We start from the raw sequence: 15,461 nt of genomic DNA, 5'->3' as shown, positions 1-15,461 counted from the left end.
GGCAAGCTCAGGACGTCGCCGCCCGCACCTCGGCGCTGCGGTCCCACAGGTTGGGCAGGACGGCGTTGGAATAGCCGGAGACGAAGCGCTTGCGCCCGCCTTCGGCCGGGTAGGTGTGGCGTGCCACCGCACCGATGTTGGCGCCGTAGACATGGATGCTGATGGAGACCTGGTCGGCCAGCGCATTGCGCACCCGGTGCACGTCGCCGACACGCGGCGACACCGCCTCGACCTGGCCCGGCCGCAGGTGCACGGGCGCGCCCTGCGGCTGCCAGCACCCGTCGGCATCGGGGCCGTAGCCCTGGCTGATCTCCGCGCCGCGCAGCATGCCGATCAGGCCCCATACGGTGTGGTCGTGCACCGGCGTGGCCTGGCCCGGGCCCCAGACGAAGCTCACGACCGAGAAGCGCTCGCTCGCGTCGGCATACAGCAGGTGCTGCTGGTAGTAGGTGGGGTCGGGGCGGGCGAAGGGCTCGGGCAGCCAGTCGTCCTGCGCGACCAGTTGGGCCAGCAGCGCCCCACCCTCGCGCAGGATGCGGGGCTCGTCGGGGCGGTCATCGAGCAGGCGGTGGAAGCCGACCACGAAGTCGCGCAGGCGGGTGATGCCGGTCATGCGGCGATTGTGGCTGCTTGGCCGGCAGTGGGTCGATTGGGCGCCGTCCGGCCTGCCGCGGTCAGCGCCTGCTGGCCGGCCGCCACCAGCGCGGCATCGCTCTGGGGCGTGTGAATGCGCGCGCACAGCACGTCGCGATGATGGCGCTCCAATGGGTTCTGGCGCGCCAGGCCATGGTTGCCGCTGAGCTGCAAGGCCAGTTCCACCGCGGCGATGGCCTGCGTGCCCACGGTGTGCTTGACCAGGCCGCTCTCGGCCGGCGTCGGCACCTGGCCGGCATCGGTACATGCAGCCAGGTCGTCCAGCAGCACGCGGTTGGTGCGCAGCAGGGCCTGGATCTCGCCCACCTTCTCCTGCACGCGCGGCAGGGTCGACAGCGGCGCGCCCAGGCTGCCCGGCGCCCGCGACTGCAGGAAGCCCAGCAGCCAGTCGCGCCCGGCGCCCGCCACGGCGTCGTACAGGCTGCCCAGCAACGTCACCATCCAGGCCTGCTGCCTGGCGTAGGCGTCGGCATCGGCCGCCGTCGCCGCCGAGGGCGCCCATTGCGCTGCAGGGCGGATGTCCACCGCATGGTCCAGCGGAATGCGCACGCCCTCCAGCACCGCCTCGTGGCTGCCCGAGGCGCGCAGGCCCAGGTGGTCCCAGCTGGCGATGGTGCGGATGCCCGGCGCCTTGCCCGGCACCAGGAAAAAGCCCGTGCGCGGCTGTGGCTCGTCGGTGCGGCCCCACACCAGCAGCCAGGACAGCCGCTCGATGCCGGTGGTGTAGAGCTTGTGGCCATCGATCACCCACTCCTTGCCTTCGCGCCGCGCCACCGTGCCGGGCAAGCCTCCCCGGGCCGGCGAGCCCAGCGCCGGCTCGACGCGCAGCGCGTTGGCCAGCGCCCCTTCGCGCACGCCGCTGCGGGCCACGGCCTCGCGCAGGTGCGCCGGCCAGCGGTTGGCCGGATGGCGCAGCGCCTGGTGCTGCAGGTAGGTCATGGTCAGGACCAGCGCCGTGGCCGGCTCGCCCGCCGCCACGGCCGCGATCACGCGGCGCGCCTCGGCCAGCGTGGCGCCGCCACCGCCCCAGGCTTCGGGCGCGACCAGGCCGATCAGGCCCAGCCGCTGCAGCTCGTCGAAGTTGTCGTGCGGAAAGCGGCCGGCCTGGTCATGGTCGGAGGCGGTGGCGGCGAAGCGGCGGGTCAAGGCCGCCAGCGTGGCGTCGTTGACACGCGGCGCGGTCCGCAGCGGCGCAGGGGAATCACCGACGCCGTCGAGGGCCGGTGCGAACAGGGTCTGGGGCAGTGCACTCATGAGAGCGCACTGTGGAGCCCATCCGCGCGCGCGGGAACCATCGTTTGCGCATATCCAAACTCGGAATCCGACGTTCACGCGAAGGCCATGGGCCGATACGGTTCGCCCCATGCCGCGCTCTTCGCCTTCCAATTTCCGTGCCACACGCCGCCGCCTGCTGCAGGCCGCGGCCCTGGCTCCCATGGCCGCACTGGCCGCCCCCCACGACGACCTCGCCGGCGTCACGCTGCGCGTCGGCACCTACAAGGGCAACTGGCGCGCGCTGCTCGATGCCGCAGGCCTGCAGCAGGCGCCCTACCGCATCGACTGGCGCGAGCTCAACAACGGCGTGCTGCACATCGAGGCCATCAACGGCGATGCGCTGGACCTGGGCTCCGGAAGCGAAATCCCGCCCGTGTTCGCGGCGCGGCAGAAGGCCAATCTCAAGCTGGTGGCCGCCATCCATGAAGACCTGAACAACCAGGTCACCGTCGCCCGCAAGGACGCACCCATCCAGTCCATCGCGGAGCTCAAGGGAAAACGCGTGGGCTATGTGCGCGCCACCACGGCGCACTACTTCCTGGCCAAGCAGCTGGCCGAGGCCGGCCTGTCCTTCAACGACATCCAGGCCGTCAACCTGAGCCCGGCCGATGGCCTCTCGGCCTTCGCGCGGGGCGATCTCGATGCCTGGGCCATCTATGGCTACAACGGCCAGATCGCCCGGCTGCAGCATGGCGCGCGGGTGCTCAAGACGGGCGTCGGCTACCTGTCGGGCAACTTTCCCGTCTATGCCAATCCGCGCTCGCTGGAGGACGCGCGCCGCCGCGCCGCCATCGGCGACTTCCTGCAGCGGCTGCAGCGGGCCTATGCCTGGGTCAACGGCAACTTCCTGGCCTATGCGCGCACGCAGTCGGCCGAGACCCGCATCCCCGTCGGCGACATCGTGGAGCTCTTCAACCGCCGCAGCGACGACTACGCCCTGGTGGGCGTGAGCGATGCCGCCGTGCGCAGCCACCAGGACGTGGCGGACACCTTCCTGCGCCTGGGCGTGCTGGACGGCCCGGCCGACGTCCGTCCGCTGTGGGACCGGCGCTTCGACGCCGCGCTGCGTGCCGGCGCGCCTTCCGCGGCCTGAGGCCGCATCCCCTCTCTTCCCTCGTCCAGAAAGCCATCCATGAGCCACACCCCCACCGACGACCAGGTCCAGTTCATCGGCATGATCCAGACCCAGAAGGTCTCGGAGACGCATGCGCCGCGCGGTCCCGCCATCGACCGCGATTACGTGCGGGCCTTCGCCCAGGCGCACGAGCAGGCCGGCTTCGACCGCATCCTGGTGCCGCACCATTCCACCAGCCCCGATGCCACGCTCACCGTGGCCTATGCGGCCACCGTGACCGAGCGCATCCACTTCATGCTGGCGCACCGACCCGGTTTCGTCGCGCCCACGCTGGCGGCCCGGCAGTTCGCGACGCTGGACCAGTACACGGGCGGGCGCCTCGCGGTGCACTACATCTCCGGTGGCTCCGACGAAGAGCAGCGCCGCGACGGCGACTGGCTCAACCACGACCAGCGCTATGCCCGCACCGACGAGTACCTGGAGGTGCTGCGCAAGGTGTGGACCAGCGAGCGCCCCTTCCACCACCACGGCGACCACTACCAGGCCGAGAACGCCTTCTCCGAGGTCAAGCCGGTGCAGACGCAGGACGGCCTGCCGCACGTGCCGGTGTACTTCGGCGGCGCGTCCGAGGCTGCGCTCAAGGTCGCCGGCAAGCATGCCGACGTGTACGCGCTGTGGGGCGAGACGCTGGACCAGGCGCGCGACCTGACCACGCGCGTGCGCGCCGAGGCTGCACGCCATGGCCGGCAGGTCAACTTCTCGGTCTCCTTCCGGCCCGTGCTCGCCGAGACCGAAGCCGCGGCCTGGGCCCGCGCCGACCGCATCCTCGAAGAGACGCGCCGCCTGCGCGTGGTGGCCGGCTATTCGCGCGGCGGCCCGCAGCAGAGCGAAGGCGCGCGCCGCCTGCTGGCCGCGGCCGACCAGGGGCCGCGCGTGGACAAGCGCCTGTGGACAGCCATCGCGCAGGAGACAGGTGGCCGCTCCAACAGCACCGGCCTGGTCGGCACGCCCGAGCAGGTGGCCGAAGCGCTGCTCGACTACTGGGAACTGGGCGTGACCACTTTCCTGATCCGCGGCTTCGATCCGCTCGAAGATGCGCTGGATTACGGCCGTGAGCTGATCCCGCGCACGCGCGCCCTCGTCGCCGAGCGTGCCGCGGCCCGCCGCACCGAAGCCCAACGCCGGGTGGCCTGAAGCCATGAACGCCCCCGTCCACGCCGCCCATCTGCAACCCGCCGCCAGCGCGCTGCGGGCCCGCTTCCATGCGCAGCCGCAGGCGCGCTACTGGTTCGACCCGGCGCCGCCGCGCACCACGGTGGAGGCCGAGCGCCGCCATCGGCAGGAGCGGCTGGCCGGCGCCTTCCGCCTCTTCGCGAAGCATGGCTTCGACCTGGGCCTGGCCGGCCACATCACGGCGCGCGACCCGGAGCTGCCGGACCACTTCTGGGTCAACCCGCTGGGCGTGCACTTCTCGCGCATCCGCGTGTCGGACCTGCTGCTGGTCAACAGCCGGGGCGAGACGGTGATCGGCGACCGGCCGCTCAACAAGGCGGCCTTCGCCATCCATGCCGCCATCCACGAGCGGCATCCTGACCTGGTGGCCGCCGCCCACACCCATTCGACCTACGGCAAGGCCTTCTCCACCCTGGGTCGGCCGCTGCTGCCGCTCACGCAGGACGCCTGCGTGTTCCACGGCGACGTGGCGCTGTTCGACGACTTCACCGGCATGGTGGTCGACCTGTCGGAAGGCGCCCGCATCGCCGAGGCGCTGGCCAAGCCAGACGGCGGCTTCGGTAAGGGCGCCATCCTGCGCAACCACGGCATCCTCACGGCCGGCCGGTCGGTCGAGGCGGCCGCCTGGTGGTACATCGCGCTGGATAACGCCTGCCACACGCAACTGCTGGCCGAGGCCGCGGGCACGCCGCGCCCCATCGACGAGGCCACGGCCCGCCACACGCACGCGCAGATCGGCGGGCCCGAAGGCGGCATCCATGCCTTCGAGAGCCTGTACCAGCCGCTGGTGGCCGCCGAGCCCGACCTGCTGGACTGAAGGTCCCTTTCCTCCTCTTCACCCTTCTCCACGCCATGACCTCGACATCCCTGCCCCTTGCCGCCTCGCGCCGCCAGCTGCTGCGCGCAGGCGGTGCCGCCGCCATCGTCGCTGCGGGCGGTCTGCTGGCCTCCCGCGCCTGGTCGCAACCGCGCAAGCTCACCTTTGCCTGGAATGCCAGTGCCTTCTGCTTATCGCCTGTCGTTGTGGCCCAGGAACGCGGCATCTTCGAGAAGAACGGCCTGCAGGTCGATCTCATCAACTACACCGGCTCCACCGACCAGCTGCTCGAATCGCTGGCCACGGCCAAGGCCGATGCTGCTGTGGGCATGATCCACCGCTGGCTCAAGCCGCTGGAGTCGGGCTTCGACGTCAAGATCGTCGGCAGCTCGCACGGCGGCTGCGTGCGGCTGCTGGGCAGCAAGGAGGCGGGCGTCACGCAGCTCTCCAGCCTCAAGGGCAAGACCATCGGTGTGTCGGACATCGCCAGTCCGGGCAAGAACTTCTTCTCCATCCTGCTCAAAAAGAACGGCATCGACGCCGACCGCGACGTGCAGTGGCGCCAGTACCCGGCCGACCTGCTGGACGTGGCCGTCAACAAGGGCGAGATCCAGGCCATCGCCGACGGCGATCCGACGCTCTACCTGATCGAGAAGCGCAACGCCGGCAAGTACACCGAGCTGGCCACCAACCTGTCGGGCGAATACAAGGACAAGGTCTGCTGCATCGTCGGCGCGCGCGGCGAGCTGGTGCGCAATGACAAGCCGACCGCGGCGGCGCTGGTGCGCTCCATCGTGCAGGCCTCCGACTACGTGGCCGACAACCCCAACGAGTCGGCGAAGCTCTTTGCCAAGTACTCGCCCAAGGTGCCGGTGGAGGACCTGCAGGCCCTGCTCGGCACGCTGACGCACCGCCACCATCCCACCGGCCGCAGCCTGCGCGACGAGGTGGAGTTCTATGCGCGCGACTTCCGCTCGGTGGGCGTGCTCAAGAGCAGCACCGATCCGAAGCGGCTGGCGGACCACGTGTCCTACGACGTGCTGGCGTAATAGAAAACACCCCCCATGCCGCTTCGCGGCTCCGGGCGGCCGCCAGAGGCAGCTGCTCTTCGGGCACGTCCAAGCCTGCGCAGGCAGGCTTGGAGCCTCGGCCCTCAGCCCCTCTCGTTCGCCTTCGGCTTGGAGGGGGGCGCACCCCGAGGCCTGGCGAAGCCAGTTCCTCGGGTGCCCTGGCATGGCCTGCTCCGCGGCACTTGATCCTTGTCGGGGTGCCGGCCTCGTGCCATATGGGTGGCGCGCGGCGCCATGGAACACTGAAATGACGACTTTTGATTCCGCACTTTCGCGCTGGACGCCCGCCGACGGGCCCGCGCTCGACGCACCGCCGGCAGCGGCGCCCCCGCCCCCTGCAGCGGCCATCGCGATGCCGCCGAGCGCGATCCCAATCGCACGCGCCGCGAGACTCTGGCCACGCGGCCTGCTGGCCGCCCTGGCTTGGCTCGGCCTGGGCGTGCTGACACTGGCCTGGCCCGACAAGCCGGCCGGATTCAGCGACTGGACCTTCACCACCGAATTCGGCCTGGCGGCCCTGGTGGTCGGTGCGTTGCTGCTGGTGCCCGCGCTGGTGCGCCGCGCCCGTGGCGGTCGCGCTGGCGCACGGCTGGTGCACGCGGGCGCCTGGCTCGTGGCGCTGCCGGGGCTGCTGGCGCTGTGGGAAGTCTTCACGGCCAAGCTGGGCCTGCTGCCGCCGCCCTTCTTCGCACCGCCGCAGAGCCTGATCGACGTGGCGGTGGAGGACTGGCCGCGCCTGGGCCTGTCCACCGCGCATTCGGTGCGTCTGCTGGCGCACGGCTTCGTGCTGGGTGCGCTGGTGGGCTTCATCACCGGCGTATGGATCGGCTGGTCGCGCGTGGCCGGCTACTGGGTGCACCCGGTGCTGCGCTTCCTGGGGCCGGTGCCGGCTTCGGCGCTGCTGCCGCTGGCCTTCTTCTTCGCGCCGTCGAGCTATGCCGCCGCGGTGTTCCTGATCGGGCTGGCCACCTTCTTCCCGGTGGCGGTGCTGTCGTGGTCGGGCGTGGCGGCGGTCAACCGCCAGTACTACGACGTGGCGCGCACGCTGGGCGCAGGGGAATGGTTCCTGGTGCTGCGCGTGGCCGTGCCGGCCGCGCTGCCGCAGGTCTTCGTCGGGCTGTTCATGGGCCTGGGCGCCTCGTTCTCGGTGCTGGTCACGGCCGAGATGATGGGCGTGAAGGCCGGCCTGGGCTGGTACCTGCAGTGGGCCCAGGGCTGGGCCGCCTACGCCAACATGTATGCCGCGCTGATCGTGATGGCCGTGCTCTGCTCGGGCCTGATCACGCTGCTGTTCACGGTGCGCGACCGCGTGCTGTCGTGGCAGAAAGGGACCGTCAAATGGTGATCCCGCTGCTGCGCGAATACGACGACGCCACCGAAGAGGCATCGCCGCCGGCCACCGCGGCCACGGCCCCGGGCGGCGCGCGCATCGACATCGAGAACGTCAGCCACTGGTTCGACGTGCCCGGCGGCAACAAGCTGCAGGCGCTGGACGGCATCGACCTGCATGTGGCGCCCGGCGAATTCGTGGCCCTGCTCGGGCCCAGCGGCTGCGGCAAGTCCACACTGCTGCGCCTGGTCGCCGGCCTGGAGCCCGCCACCACGGGCCGGCTGGCGCAGGACGGTGCGGCCATCACCCGGCCCGATCCGTCGCGGATCGTCGTCTTCCAGGACCCCACGCTCTATCCCTGGCGGCGCGTGCGCGCCAACGTGGCGCTGGGCCCGCAGGCGCGCGGCGTGCTGCGCCAGCAGGCCCACCGCGTGGACGACGCGCTGGCCCGCGTGGGCCTGGCCGAGTTCGCCGATGCCTTCCCGCACCAGCTGTCGGGCGGCATGGCCCAGCGCGTGGCACTGGCCCGCGCGCTGGTCAACGATCCGCGCCTGCTGATCCTGGACGAGCCGCTGGGCAAGCTCGACTCGCTCACGCGCCTGCAGATGCAGGGCGAGCTGCTGCAGCTGTGGCAGCGCAGCGGCTTCTCGGCCCTGCTGGTCACGCACGACGTGGAAGAGGCGCTCTTCCTCGCCCAGCGCGTCGTGGTGCTGAGCGACCGGCCGGCGCGCATCGTGGCGCAATTGCAGGTCGACCTGCCCTATCCGCGTCACCGTGGCCATCCGCGGCTGGCCGAGCTGCGGCACGAGGCCCTGCGCCACCTGGGCCTGGATGCGAGCTGGTAGTCCCCGCCGTCCAGGTGATGTGAGCGCGGACCGCCCGCGTCCGTGTCTGCGTCCTGGAAGGGGATCGTTGCGATGACCACGCCGCCCGACGCCCTCTGGCTGCAGTGGCTGCTGGGCGTCCTGCAGTCCGGCCAGGCGGCGCTGCTGCAGGCGCTGCACGCCGTGGGCCTGGTGCCCGCGCTGTACGGCCAGCCCGCATGGCCCTGGGCCTCGCGGCTGGCGGGCGACACCCTGCTCTTCGACCTGGGCCAAGCGCGCCGGCTGGCGCTCACCCTGGGTCTGCTGGTGCTGGCCCTGGTCGTTGCCGCACTGGGCCTGCTGTGGCGCCGGCGGCGCGTGTGGCTGGTGGTGGTGGCCGGCTTGCTGCCTTTGCTGGCGCCCTGGCCGCAGTGGGAGGCCATACGCGTGGCCGCCACGCCCGCCAGCTTCCACGTCTCGCCCACCGGCTTCGAGGCCGGCGCCATCGTGCGCGGCCATCAGCTCTACCGCCAGCTGTGCGTGGACTGCCACGGCGCCGACGGTCGCGGGCACGGGCCGCTGGCAGCGCAGCAGGCGGTGTGGCCGCCCAACCTGGCCGGCCCGCTGCTGTGGCGGCGGGCCGATGGCGACCTGTTCTGGCACGTGCTGCACGGCATGCGGGATGCGCGCAGCGGCCAGCCTTCGATGCCGGGCTTCGCAGACAGGCTTTCGGCGGACGACGCCTGGGCCCTGATCGACGCCATGAAGGCGCTGGCCGCCGGCCAGATGCTGCGGCAGACCGGACAATGGCTGCAGCCGGTGCGGCTGCCGGCCTTTGCCGTCCGATGCGCGGGCGCGCCGGGGCGCCAGTCTGGCGCCGCACTGCTAGGCCAACGTCTGCGGGTGATCGCACCGGGCGCCGGCCAAGTCCCGACACCCGACCCGCGCGTGGTCACCGTGGCGCTCGCCCCGGCATCCGGCAACACGGACTTGCCGCACGTGGATGCCGCGGATTGCGAGGCGCCCCAAGCCGACGCCTGGCGCGCCCTGGCCCTCGTCGCTGGCAATGCAGACGACCCCGGGGCACTCGCCGGCACGCAGTTCATCGTGGACCGCGAAGGCTGGCTACGCGCCCGGGCGGCGCCCGACGCCGCCGATTGGCAGGAAGACGACCTGGTGTGCCGTGCGCCATCGGACGCTTCCCCATCCCCATCTGCACCCGCATCCGCGACGCGCCTGACCGCGCTGGACGGGCTGGGCAGCCTCATCGCGCGCATGGACGCAGAGCCCGTGCGCTACGTCAAGGGTGGCCTTGTGCACTGAACACTGAGCCGCCGCGGCCCACCGCGAGGGACGGCCCACCGCGACGGGCCGCCCTCCGCGCCCCTTCCTTCATCCATCCAGGAGATCCATCCATGTCCCATGCCCTTCGCCCCACCCCCAGCCGCCGCCGCTTCCTGGCCGGCGGCTCCGTCCTCGCGGCGGGCCTGGCGCTGCCCGCCCTGGGCGCCCATGCCCAGTCGTCCCGCCCCGTGCTCAAGGCCGGTGACCAGAAGGGCGGCCTGCGCGCCCTGCTCGAAGCGGCCGGCGCGCTCGACGGCCTGGGCTACGACATCCAGTGGTCCGAGTTCCCGGCCGCCGCGCCGCTGGCCGAGGCGCTCAATGCCGGTGCGGTCGATTCCGGCCCCATCGGCGATGCGCCGCTGATCTTCGCCCTGGCCGCCGGCACGCGCGTCAAGGCCATCGGCGCCAACCGCAGCGATGCCTACGGCACGGCGGTGCTGGTGCGGCCCGATTCGCCGCTGCGCAGCGCGGCCGATCTCAAGGGTCGCAGCGTGGCCACCAACCGCGGCTCCATCGGCCATTTCGTCACCCTCAAGGCCATCACCGCCGCGGGCCTGCAGCCGGGCGACGTGAACCTGCGCTTCCTGCCGCCTGCCGATGCCAAGCTGGCCCTGACGCAGGGCTCGGTCGATGCCTGGGCCACCTGGGAGCCCTACACCGCCATGGCCGAGACGGCCGGCCACGCCCGCGTGCTGGTCAGCGGCCGCGGCCTGCTGCCGGGCCTGAGCTACCTGGCCGCCACCGATGCGGCCATCGCCGCCAAGCGGCCGGTGCTGCAGGACTTCCTGCAGCGCGTGTCACGCGCGCAGCAATGGGCCAACCGCAACGTGGCCGGCTACTCGGCCACACTGGCGCGCATCATCGGCATCTCGCCCGAGGCCGCGCGCCTGCAGTTCGAGCGCCGCCAACAGGCCTGGGTGCCCATCGACGAACGCGTCATCGCCGACCAGCAGGCCACGGCCGACTTCTATGCCAAGGTGGGCCTGATCAAGGCGCCGCTGCAGGTGGCGGGCACCTTCGACCGGGGGTTCGCGCTGGCAGGGTGAGGCGGCTACCCGGCCCCCGCGGCCGGTACACCCGATGTGGGGCTGCTGACACTCACGCCCACCACGCGATCGCGGCCCTCGCGCTTGGCGCGGTACAGCGCACCGTCGGCCAGGCGCAGCAGCGCATCCGGCGTGTGAGGCTGCGTGCCCTCCACGGTGAGCACGCCGAGGCTGGCCGTGACATGGGGCGCGACGTCGGAGTGCGCATGGGCGATGTCCAGCGCCGCGACGGCCAGGCGCGCCTGCTCCGCCACGGCCAGGGCCTGCGTGTGCGACGTGCCGGGCAGGATGCAGGCGAACTCCTCGCCGCCATAACGGGCGACCGTCGCGCCCGGCACCGCGACCGCGTCCTGGAGGGCCGCGGCCACACGCTGCAGCGCCCGATCGCCATCCACGTGGCCGTGCGCATCGTTGAAGGCCTTGAAGGCATCCACATCGGCCAGGACCAGCGACAGCGGTCGGTCCCATTGCAGATGGCGGCGGCTTTCGGCGTCCAGCTGGATGTCGAAATGGCGCCGGTTGGCCAGCCCGGTGAGCGCGTCGGTCACGCTCAGCCGATAGATGCGGTCGTTGAGCGCGCGCAGCTCGGCCTCGAAGCGCTTTCGCTCGGTGATGTCGCGCACGATGGAGCAGTTGAAGCGCTGGCCCCCGTATTCGACGAGGTTGACCGTGACCTCGATGGGGATGTCCACGCCGTCCCGCGACCGATTGACGGTCTCCAGCCGGAAGCTCTTGCGCGCCACCACCTCGGCCCAATGCTCGCGCCACCGCGCCTCGTCGAAGTGGGGATCGATGTCCCAGACATGCAGGCCCTCCAGCTCTTCGGCGGAATAGCCCAGCAGGCGCGTGGTGGCCGGATTCACGAACACGTAGCGGCCGTGCTCGTCCAGCCAGATGATCATGTCGGCCAGCTTGTCCACCGTGACCTGGGTGAGCATGGCCCGGTAGGACGCCTCGCGCGCTTCGTCGTTCTCTGCCATGGTGCGACTCCCGCCTCGTCGGCTCGACCATCCGCTCCCCTGCCTCGATGCCGCCACGCGCGCGGGCGCGCGATGCATCGCTGTGCCTATTGTTGACGCAGCTGCTCGCGCAGGATGCGACGGACCTCCAGCATGGCCTGCGGCGTCTCCTGCACGCTGTGCCAGGAGGTGATGACCCGCTCGGACTCGGCGCCGGCCAGGTGGGCGCTGGCATAGGGGACCACGCCGTCGCTGGACTGCGCCAGCGGCAGCCGCGGGTCCTCGCGGCCGATGATGGAGTGGTAGCGCACCTGGGCACTGATCGGCAGATCGGCCACGGCCCGCACGAAGGGGTCGCGGTCACTCAGGTTGTCGATGCTGTTGGGGATGCGCGGCGGCAGGCCGCCTTCCTGCATCGGCGCCAGCCGCGTCAGCCGCCGGCTCAGGTCGTTCACCTGTTCGAGCATGGCCAGCGGCAGGGTGACGAGGTTGGCCACGCGCCGGGCCAGGCCGGTCTCGGCAAAGGGCGTGCCGCGGTGCGGCGCGGCGATGAAGATGGCCCGGTCCACCTGCGGCAACGGCCGGAAGTCGAGATAGTCGGCCAGTTCACGCTGCAGCGTCGGATCGTCCACCAGGGCGGCGTCCATGGCCGGTCCCTGGGGCAGCATCGACCATAGGGCGCGGCCCGAGTCCGAAACCAGCAGCCGCGACAGCACGCCGCCCATGCTGTGGCCCACCAGCACCATGTGGCGCGAGGCCGGCGCCGTGCCCTGCGGGTCGAAGTGCGCCAGCGTCTGCTGCAGCGCCTGTGCGATGTTGCGGCGGTTGAGCACCAGTGGCGCATTGGTGGGGTAGTACACCTGCCAGATCTGGTAGTGCTGGCGCAGCGTCTCGTCGCCCAGCACCTCGTTGGCCACGTTGACCCAGGCCTCCGGGCTGCTGGCCAGGCCATGCAGCATGACGACGATGCCGCGCTCGGGGTCGTAGGGCTGCATGAGCTGCACCTGCGGCTGCACGATGCCGTCCGACAGGCCCAGCAGCGTGCGCAGCGCCTGTGTCGCGAAGCCCGAGCGGGCCAGCCACAGCCCGTAGCCGGCCGTGAAGTTGGCGGCCAGCGGCGCGGGCACGCCCGCCAGGTCGACCCGCTCGCTGCGGTAAGGGTCGTACAGGCGCACCTGCACGCGGTGCGTACGCAGCACCTCGGCCGGCGTGCGGCCCTCGAAGGTCAGCAGGGCCGTGAGGGCCGGGTAGCGCATGGGGACGAAGGGCGCGTGGGCCGGGCCGCCTTCCGGCGGCGGCAGCACGGCCACCAGCGGGGCGCCGAAGCCATCGCGCCGGTAGGTGTTGCGCAGGCCGGTGAAGCGCAACGACGAGGCCGCCAGCAGTTCCTGAGGCAGTGGCATGTCGCTGGCGAAGCCGGGACTGTCGAGCCGCGCCGACAGCTGCCAGCGGCCCACGGCGAGTTCGGCCACCTCGCCGGTCGTGGCACCGGCACCGGGTGCGCGGGCGTCGCGCGCATGGCGGTGGAACAGCCGCGTCACGGTCCGCTGCACCGCGAAGTTGTAGTAGTCGCGCACCTGGGTCTGCCGGTCCTCGAAGGCGCGGTCGCCCGGACTGCGGCGCGTGAGGAAGAGGTAGGCCCAGGCGTGGCGTGCCGTCTCCAGCCAGGCATCGACCGCGGTGTCATCGGCGTCGCCGCCCTGGCCGGCCGCCTGTGCGTCCGGCGCGATGGCCGGTTGCCGGTCGGACGCCAGCGCGGCCTGCAGCCACAGCTCGGCCAGCGCCGACAGCCGCTGCTCGTCGGTGATGCCCTCGGCCTGCGACAGCGCCTGCCGGCAGGTGTCGGGGGCCTCGCCGCAGTCGTCGATGCCGGCCACGCGCGCGACCTCCTGCGCGGCGCCGCTCAGGCGCCCGGTGGTCAGCACGTCGCCGCGCCGCTCCGCCAGGTAGCGCGCCGGCGAGACGGACGACACCGACACCGCCGCGCAACCGGACATCAGCAGGGCCGCGGCGAGCAGGAGCAGCGCCGCCCACGGGCTGCGGCCCGACTGGCGCAAGGGCGCGGCCGCGTTCATCGCGCAGCCTCCATGCCCGGGATGCCGTGCCGGATGGCCTGCGAGAACCGCGGGTCGGCATCGGCCGCCTTCGCCCGCTCGGTGATGCGGCCGGCGGCGCGCAGCGTCTCCAGGTCCGCCTTGGCCGCCAGGCCGTCGATGGACTTCAGGTACTCCGGCAGATAGCCCGAGGCCAGCAGCCGCCAGTCCAGCGGCAGGCCGCCCACGATGCGCCGCGCCATGTCGAACACGATGGTGGTGCAGTTGGCCGTGAGCGTGGAATAGAAGCGCGGGTGCGCCGCCAGCGTGGTCGATTGGTCCAGGTACGCCAGGAAGAGCGAACGCATGGCCGCCGGCGGCATGGCGACGCGGTAGAGGTAGACGTCCTCGCCACGCACATTGGTGCGCACGCGCAGCACGTCGCGCTCGTCGGCGGCCACCAGGGCCAGCTCGAACTGCTTGAAGAAACCGGCCACGGCCGAGAAGGATTCGCCACGCTCCTTGCGGATCTCGACCGAGAACACAAGGTAGCGCGTGCCGCCCTGTCCGTCGTCGAGGCCGAAGGAGACCAGCGTGTGCGCGATGGCCGGGCCCATCCAGTACGACAGGGCCATGTCCACGCTGCGCAGGCGGTCGAGGTCGTACTGGCGCGTCTCCCAACGCACGGTGTAGTCGTCGTCGCTGCGCCAGTCGAAGTTGCGCACATTGCGCAAGGTGACGATGGAGCCGGCCACCGAAGGCTCGATGTGCCGGGCCACATCGTCGGCCCAGTCGCGCGTGTCCGAAGGTGCGATGCGGCCCCACCACACCAGCAGCAGCGCGAAGGCGAGGACGTAGGCGGCCAGCGCACGGCCGTGGAAGGGCCGCCATGGGCGGCCGATGACTGCGAGCACGGCCGCACCCCAGACGACCGCTGCAGCGATGCGCCCGCCCTCGGGCAGCGGCAGCCGGTAGTACAGCGCCAGCGCCGACCACAGGCCCGTCAACAGCAGCACCAGCACGAGCAGGCCCCGGCCCGTACCGACCAGCAGCCGCCTCATGGCGCCAGTGCCTCGCGCAGCAGCGCGATGTGGCTGCGCCGCTGCTGCTCCAGCGTGACCGGCGCACCCTCGCCCTGGCCGTGCATCAACTGCCACAGCACGACCTGGGCGATGGGCGCCATCAACAACCAGGGCGAGGCCGTGAGCGCGCCCTTGCCCAGGCTGCCCTGACGCACCGCGCGGCGCACCAGGCGCTCCACGGCCGACGCGAAGGGATCGAGCACCGCGCGCTGCCAGCGCTCCACCAGCGCCTGCACCTGGCGGCCATCGGCCACCACCAGGCGCAGCGTCATGGCCGTCTCGGGCCGCGCCAAGAGGCGGTACACCGGGTCGATCACGCGCTCCACCAGCAGGTCGACGGTGACCATCTGCCCCGGCGCGAGTGCCGCCTCGTCCAGGCCGGCCGGCATGGTGAGCGAGCGGTCGATCAGTGCTTCGAAGATCTCTTCCTTGCTGTCGAAGTGCGCGTAGACGCCGCCCTTGGACAGGCCCGCCCGCAGCGCGATATCGTCGATGCGCGAGGCCGCGAAGCCCTTCTCGTGGAACACCGCCAGCGCCGCATCCAGGATCTGCGCCATGCGCAGCGGCGGCGACAGGCGCTGGCGAGAAGGCCGGCCGCCGGGCAGGCCCTCGGCGAAGGTCGGAGGCGGAAGGTTGGCGGTCGATGCGGTCATGGGTGTGGCAAGTGACAGAGGCGTGGCGGCAGCGCGGGCGGCGATTATGGATGGCTCGCGCCGCTAACGACCCATGAGTCGTTAGAC

Annotated in this window: 14 protein-coding genes; 8 read left to right on the top strand and 6 right to left on the bottom strand. The window is 71.9% G+C overall.

Going from position 1 to position 15,461, the window contains the following annotated elements; genetic code table 11:
• Positions 1-7 precede the first annotated feature (7 nt).
• Together DFR41_RS17950 and DFR41_RS17945 are read right to left on the bottom strand one after the other, a co-directional pair.
• Positions 8-613: a cysteine dioxygenase family protein gene (locus tag DFR41_RS17950; RefSeq protein ID WP_114803734.1), complete on the bottom strand. Its 606-nt coding sequence runs from the start codon at positions 611-613 to the stop codon at positions 8-10.
• Positions 610-1,908 carry an acyl-CoA dehydrogenase family protein gene (locus DFR41_RS17945; protein ID WP_114803733.1) on the bottom strand — a complete coding sequence of 433 codons (1,299 nt, stop codon included), beginning with the start codon at positions 1,906-1,908 and terminating at the stop codon, positions 610-612. Before DFR41_RS17945 ends, DFR41_RS17950 begins: the two co-directional genes overlap by 4 nt.
• Positions 1,909-2,017: 109 nt before the next feature.
• Between DFR41_RS17945 and DFR41_RS17940 the strand changes: the two genes are divergently transcribed.
• From DFR41_RS17940 to DFR41_RS17905, 8 genes are all read left to right on the top strand, one after another.
• On the top strand, positions 2,018-3,022 hold the full coding sequence (locus DFR41_RS17940) for an ABC transporter substrate-binding protein (RefSeq protein WP_114803732.1): 1,005 nt from the start codon (positions 2,018-2,020) through the stop codon (positions 3,020-3,022).
• A gap of 39 nt (positions 3,023-3,061) precedes the next feature.
• Positions 3,062-4,198: an LLM class flavin-dependent oxidoreductase gene (locus DFR41_RS17935; protein ID WP_114803731.1), complete on the top strand. Its 1,137-nt coding sequence runs from the start codon at positions 3,062-3,064 to the stop codon at positions 4,196-4,198.
• Positions 4,199-4,202: 4 nt separating this feature from the next.
• Entirely contained in the window at positions 4,203-5,054 is an 852-nt protein-coding gene (locus tag DFR41_RS17930) for a class II aldolase/adducin family protein (protein ID WP_114803730.1), read from the top strand.
• A 35-nt stretch (positions 5,055-5,089) separates the two neighbouring features.
• Complete coding sequence (locus DFR41_RS17925) at positions 5,090-6,103, top strand: ABC transporter substrate-binding protein (RefSeq protein ID WP_114803729.1); 1,014 nt, start codon at positions 5,090-5,092, stop codon at positions 6,101-6,103.
• Positions 6,104-6,371: 268 nt separating this feature from the next.
• Positions 6,372-7,469 (top strand): ABC transporter permease, encoded by a 1,098-nt coding sequence (locus DFR41_RS17920; RefSeq protein ID WP_425326708.1) that lies wholly within the window; start codon positions 6,372-6,374, stop codon positions 7,467-7,469.
• Positions 7,463-8,299: an ABC transporter ATP-binding protein gene (locus DFR41_RS17915; RefSeq protein WP_017760519.1), complete on the top strand. Its 837-nt coding sequence runs from the start codon at positions 7,463-7,465 to the stop codon at positions 8,297-8,299. The genes DFR41_RS17920 and DFR41_RS17915 overlap by 7 nt, the downstream gene beginning before the upstream one ends.
• A 72-nt stretch (positions 8,300-8,371) precedes the next feature.
• Positions 8,372-9,580 (top strand): c-type cytochrome, encoded by a 1,209-nt coding sequence (locus DFR41_RS17910; RefSeq protein ID WP_114803727.1) that lies wholly within the window; start codon positions 8,372-8,374, stop codon positions 9,578-9,580.
• A gap of 92 nt (positions 9,581-9,672) precedes the next feature.
• On the top strand, positions 9,673-10,647 hold the full coding sequence (locus tag DFR41_RS17905) for an ABC transporter substrate-binding protein (protein WP_114803726.1): 975 nt from the start codon (positions 9,673-9,675) through the stop codon (positions 10,645-10,647).
• Positions 10,648-10,652: 5 nt separating this feature from the next.
• Here the strand turns inward: DFR41_RS17905 and DFR41_RS17900 are convergent, their stop codons facing one another.
• The 4 genes from DFR41_RS17900 to DFR41_RS17885 all read right to left on the bottom strand — a co-directional run bounded on the left by DFR41_RS17900 (position 10,653) and on the right by DFR41_RS17885 (position 15,374).
• Complete coding sequence (locus DFR41_RS17900; protein WP_017761668.1) at positions 10,653-11,627, bottom strand: GGDEF domain-containing protein; 975 nt, start codon at positions 11,625-11,627, stop codon at positions 10,653-10,655.
• 86 nt (positions 11,628-11,713) lie between these two features.
• Positions 11,714-13,681 (bottom strand): esterase/lipase family protein, encoded by a 1,968-nt coding sequence (locus tag DFR41_RS17895; protein ID WP_114803725.1) that lies wholly within the window; start codon positions 13,679-13,681, stop codon positions 11,714-11,716.
• The gene (locus DFR41_RS17890) at positions 13,678-14,700 is read right to left on the bottom strand and encodes an Lnb N-terminal periplasmic domain-containing protein (RefSeq protein WP_114803724.1); all 1,023 of its coding nucleotides are present in this window, start codon (positions 14,698-14,700) and stop codon (positions 13,678-13,680) included. The genes DFR41_RS17895 and DFR41_RS17890 overlap by 4 nt, the downstream gene beginning before the upstream one ends.
• Positions 14,697-15,374, bottom strand: coding sequence for a TetR/AcrR family transcriptional regulator (locus DFR41_RS17885; protein WP_114803723.1), 678 nt, complete (start codon positions 15,372-15,374; stop codon positions 14,697-14,699). The genes DFR41_RS17890 and DFR41_RS17885 overlap by 4 nt, the downstream gene beginning before the upstream one ends.
• Positions 15,375-15,461: the final 87 nt, after the last annotated feature.

Source organism: Pseudacidovorax intermedius, assembly GCF_003350475.1.
Classification (GTDB): Bacteria; Pseudomonadota; Gammaproteobacteria; order Burkholderiales; family Burkholderiaceae_C; genus Xenophilus; species Xenophilus intermedius.
Note: the sequence above shows the minus strand (reverse complement) of the source record. Positions and strands in the feature narration are given on the sequence as shown.

Bases quoted from the DNA above. Each gene is read 5' to 3' on its own strand.
- DFR41_RS17950 (WP_114803734.1), bottom strand. From the start codon at position 613: ATGACCGGCATCACCCGCCTGCGCGACTTCGTGGTCGGCTTCCACCGC.
- DFR41_RS17945 (WP_114803733.1), bottom strand. From the start codon at position 1,908: ATGAGTGCACTGCCCCAGACCCTGTTCGCACCGGCCCTCGACGGCGTC.
- DFR41_RS17940 (WP_114803732.1), top strand. From the start codon at position 2,018: ATGCCGCGCTCTTCGCCTTCCAATTTCCGTGCCACACGCCGCCGCCTG.
- DFR41_RS17935 (WP_114803731.1), top strand. From the start codon at position 3,062: ATGAGCCACACCCCCACCGACGACCAGGTCCAGTTCATCGGCATGATC.
- DFR41_RS17930 (WP_114803730.1), top strand. From the start codon at position 4,203: ATGAACGCCCCCGTCCACGCCGCCCATCTGCAACCCGCCGCCAGCGCG.
- DFR41_RS17925 (WP_114803729.1), top strand. From the start codon at position 5,090: ATGACCTCGACATCCCTGCCCCTTGCCGCCTCGCGCCGCCAGCTGCTG.
- DFR41_RS17920 (WP_425326708.1), top strand. From the start codon at position 6,372: ATGACGACTTTTGATTCCGCACTTTCGCGCTGGACGCCCGCCGACGGG.
- DFR41_RS17915 (WP_017760519.1), top strand. From the start codon at position 7,463: ATGGTGATCCCGCTGCTGCGCGAATACGACGACGCCACCGAAGAGGCA.
- DFR41_RS17910 (WP_114803727.1), top strand. From the start codon at position 8,372: ATGACCACGCCGCCCGACGCCCTCTGGCTGCAGTGGCTGCTGGGCGTC.
- DFR41_RS17905 (WP_114803726.1), top strand. From the start codon at position 9,673: ATGTCCCATGCCCTTCGCCCCACCCCCAGCCGCCGCCGCTTCCTGGCC.
- DFR41_RS17900 (WP_017761668.1), bottom strand. From the start codon at position 11,627: ATGGCAGAGAACGACGAAGCGCGCGAGGCGTCCTACCGGGCCATGCTC.
- DFR41_RS17895 (WP_114803725.1), bottom strand. From the start codon at position 13,681: ATGAACGCGGCCGCGCCCTTGCGCCAGTCGGGCCGCAGCCCGTGGGCG.
- DFR41_RS17890 (WP_114803724.1), bottom strand. From the start codon at position 14,700: ATGAGGCGGCTGCTGGTCGGTACGGGCCGGGGCCTGCTCGTGCTGGTG.
- DFR41_RS17885 (WP_114803723.1), bottom strand. From the start codon at position 15,374: ATGACCGCATCGACCGCCAACCTTCCGCCTCCGACCTTCGCCGAGGGC.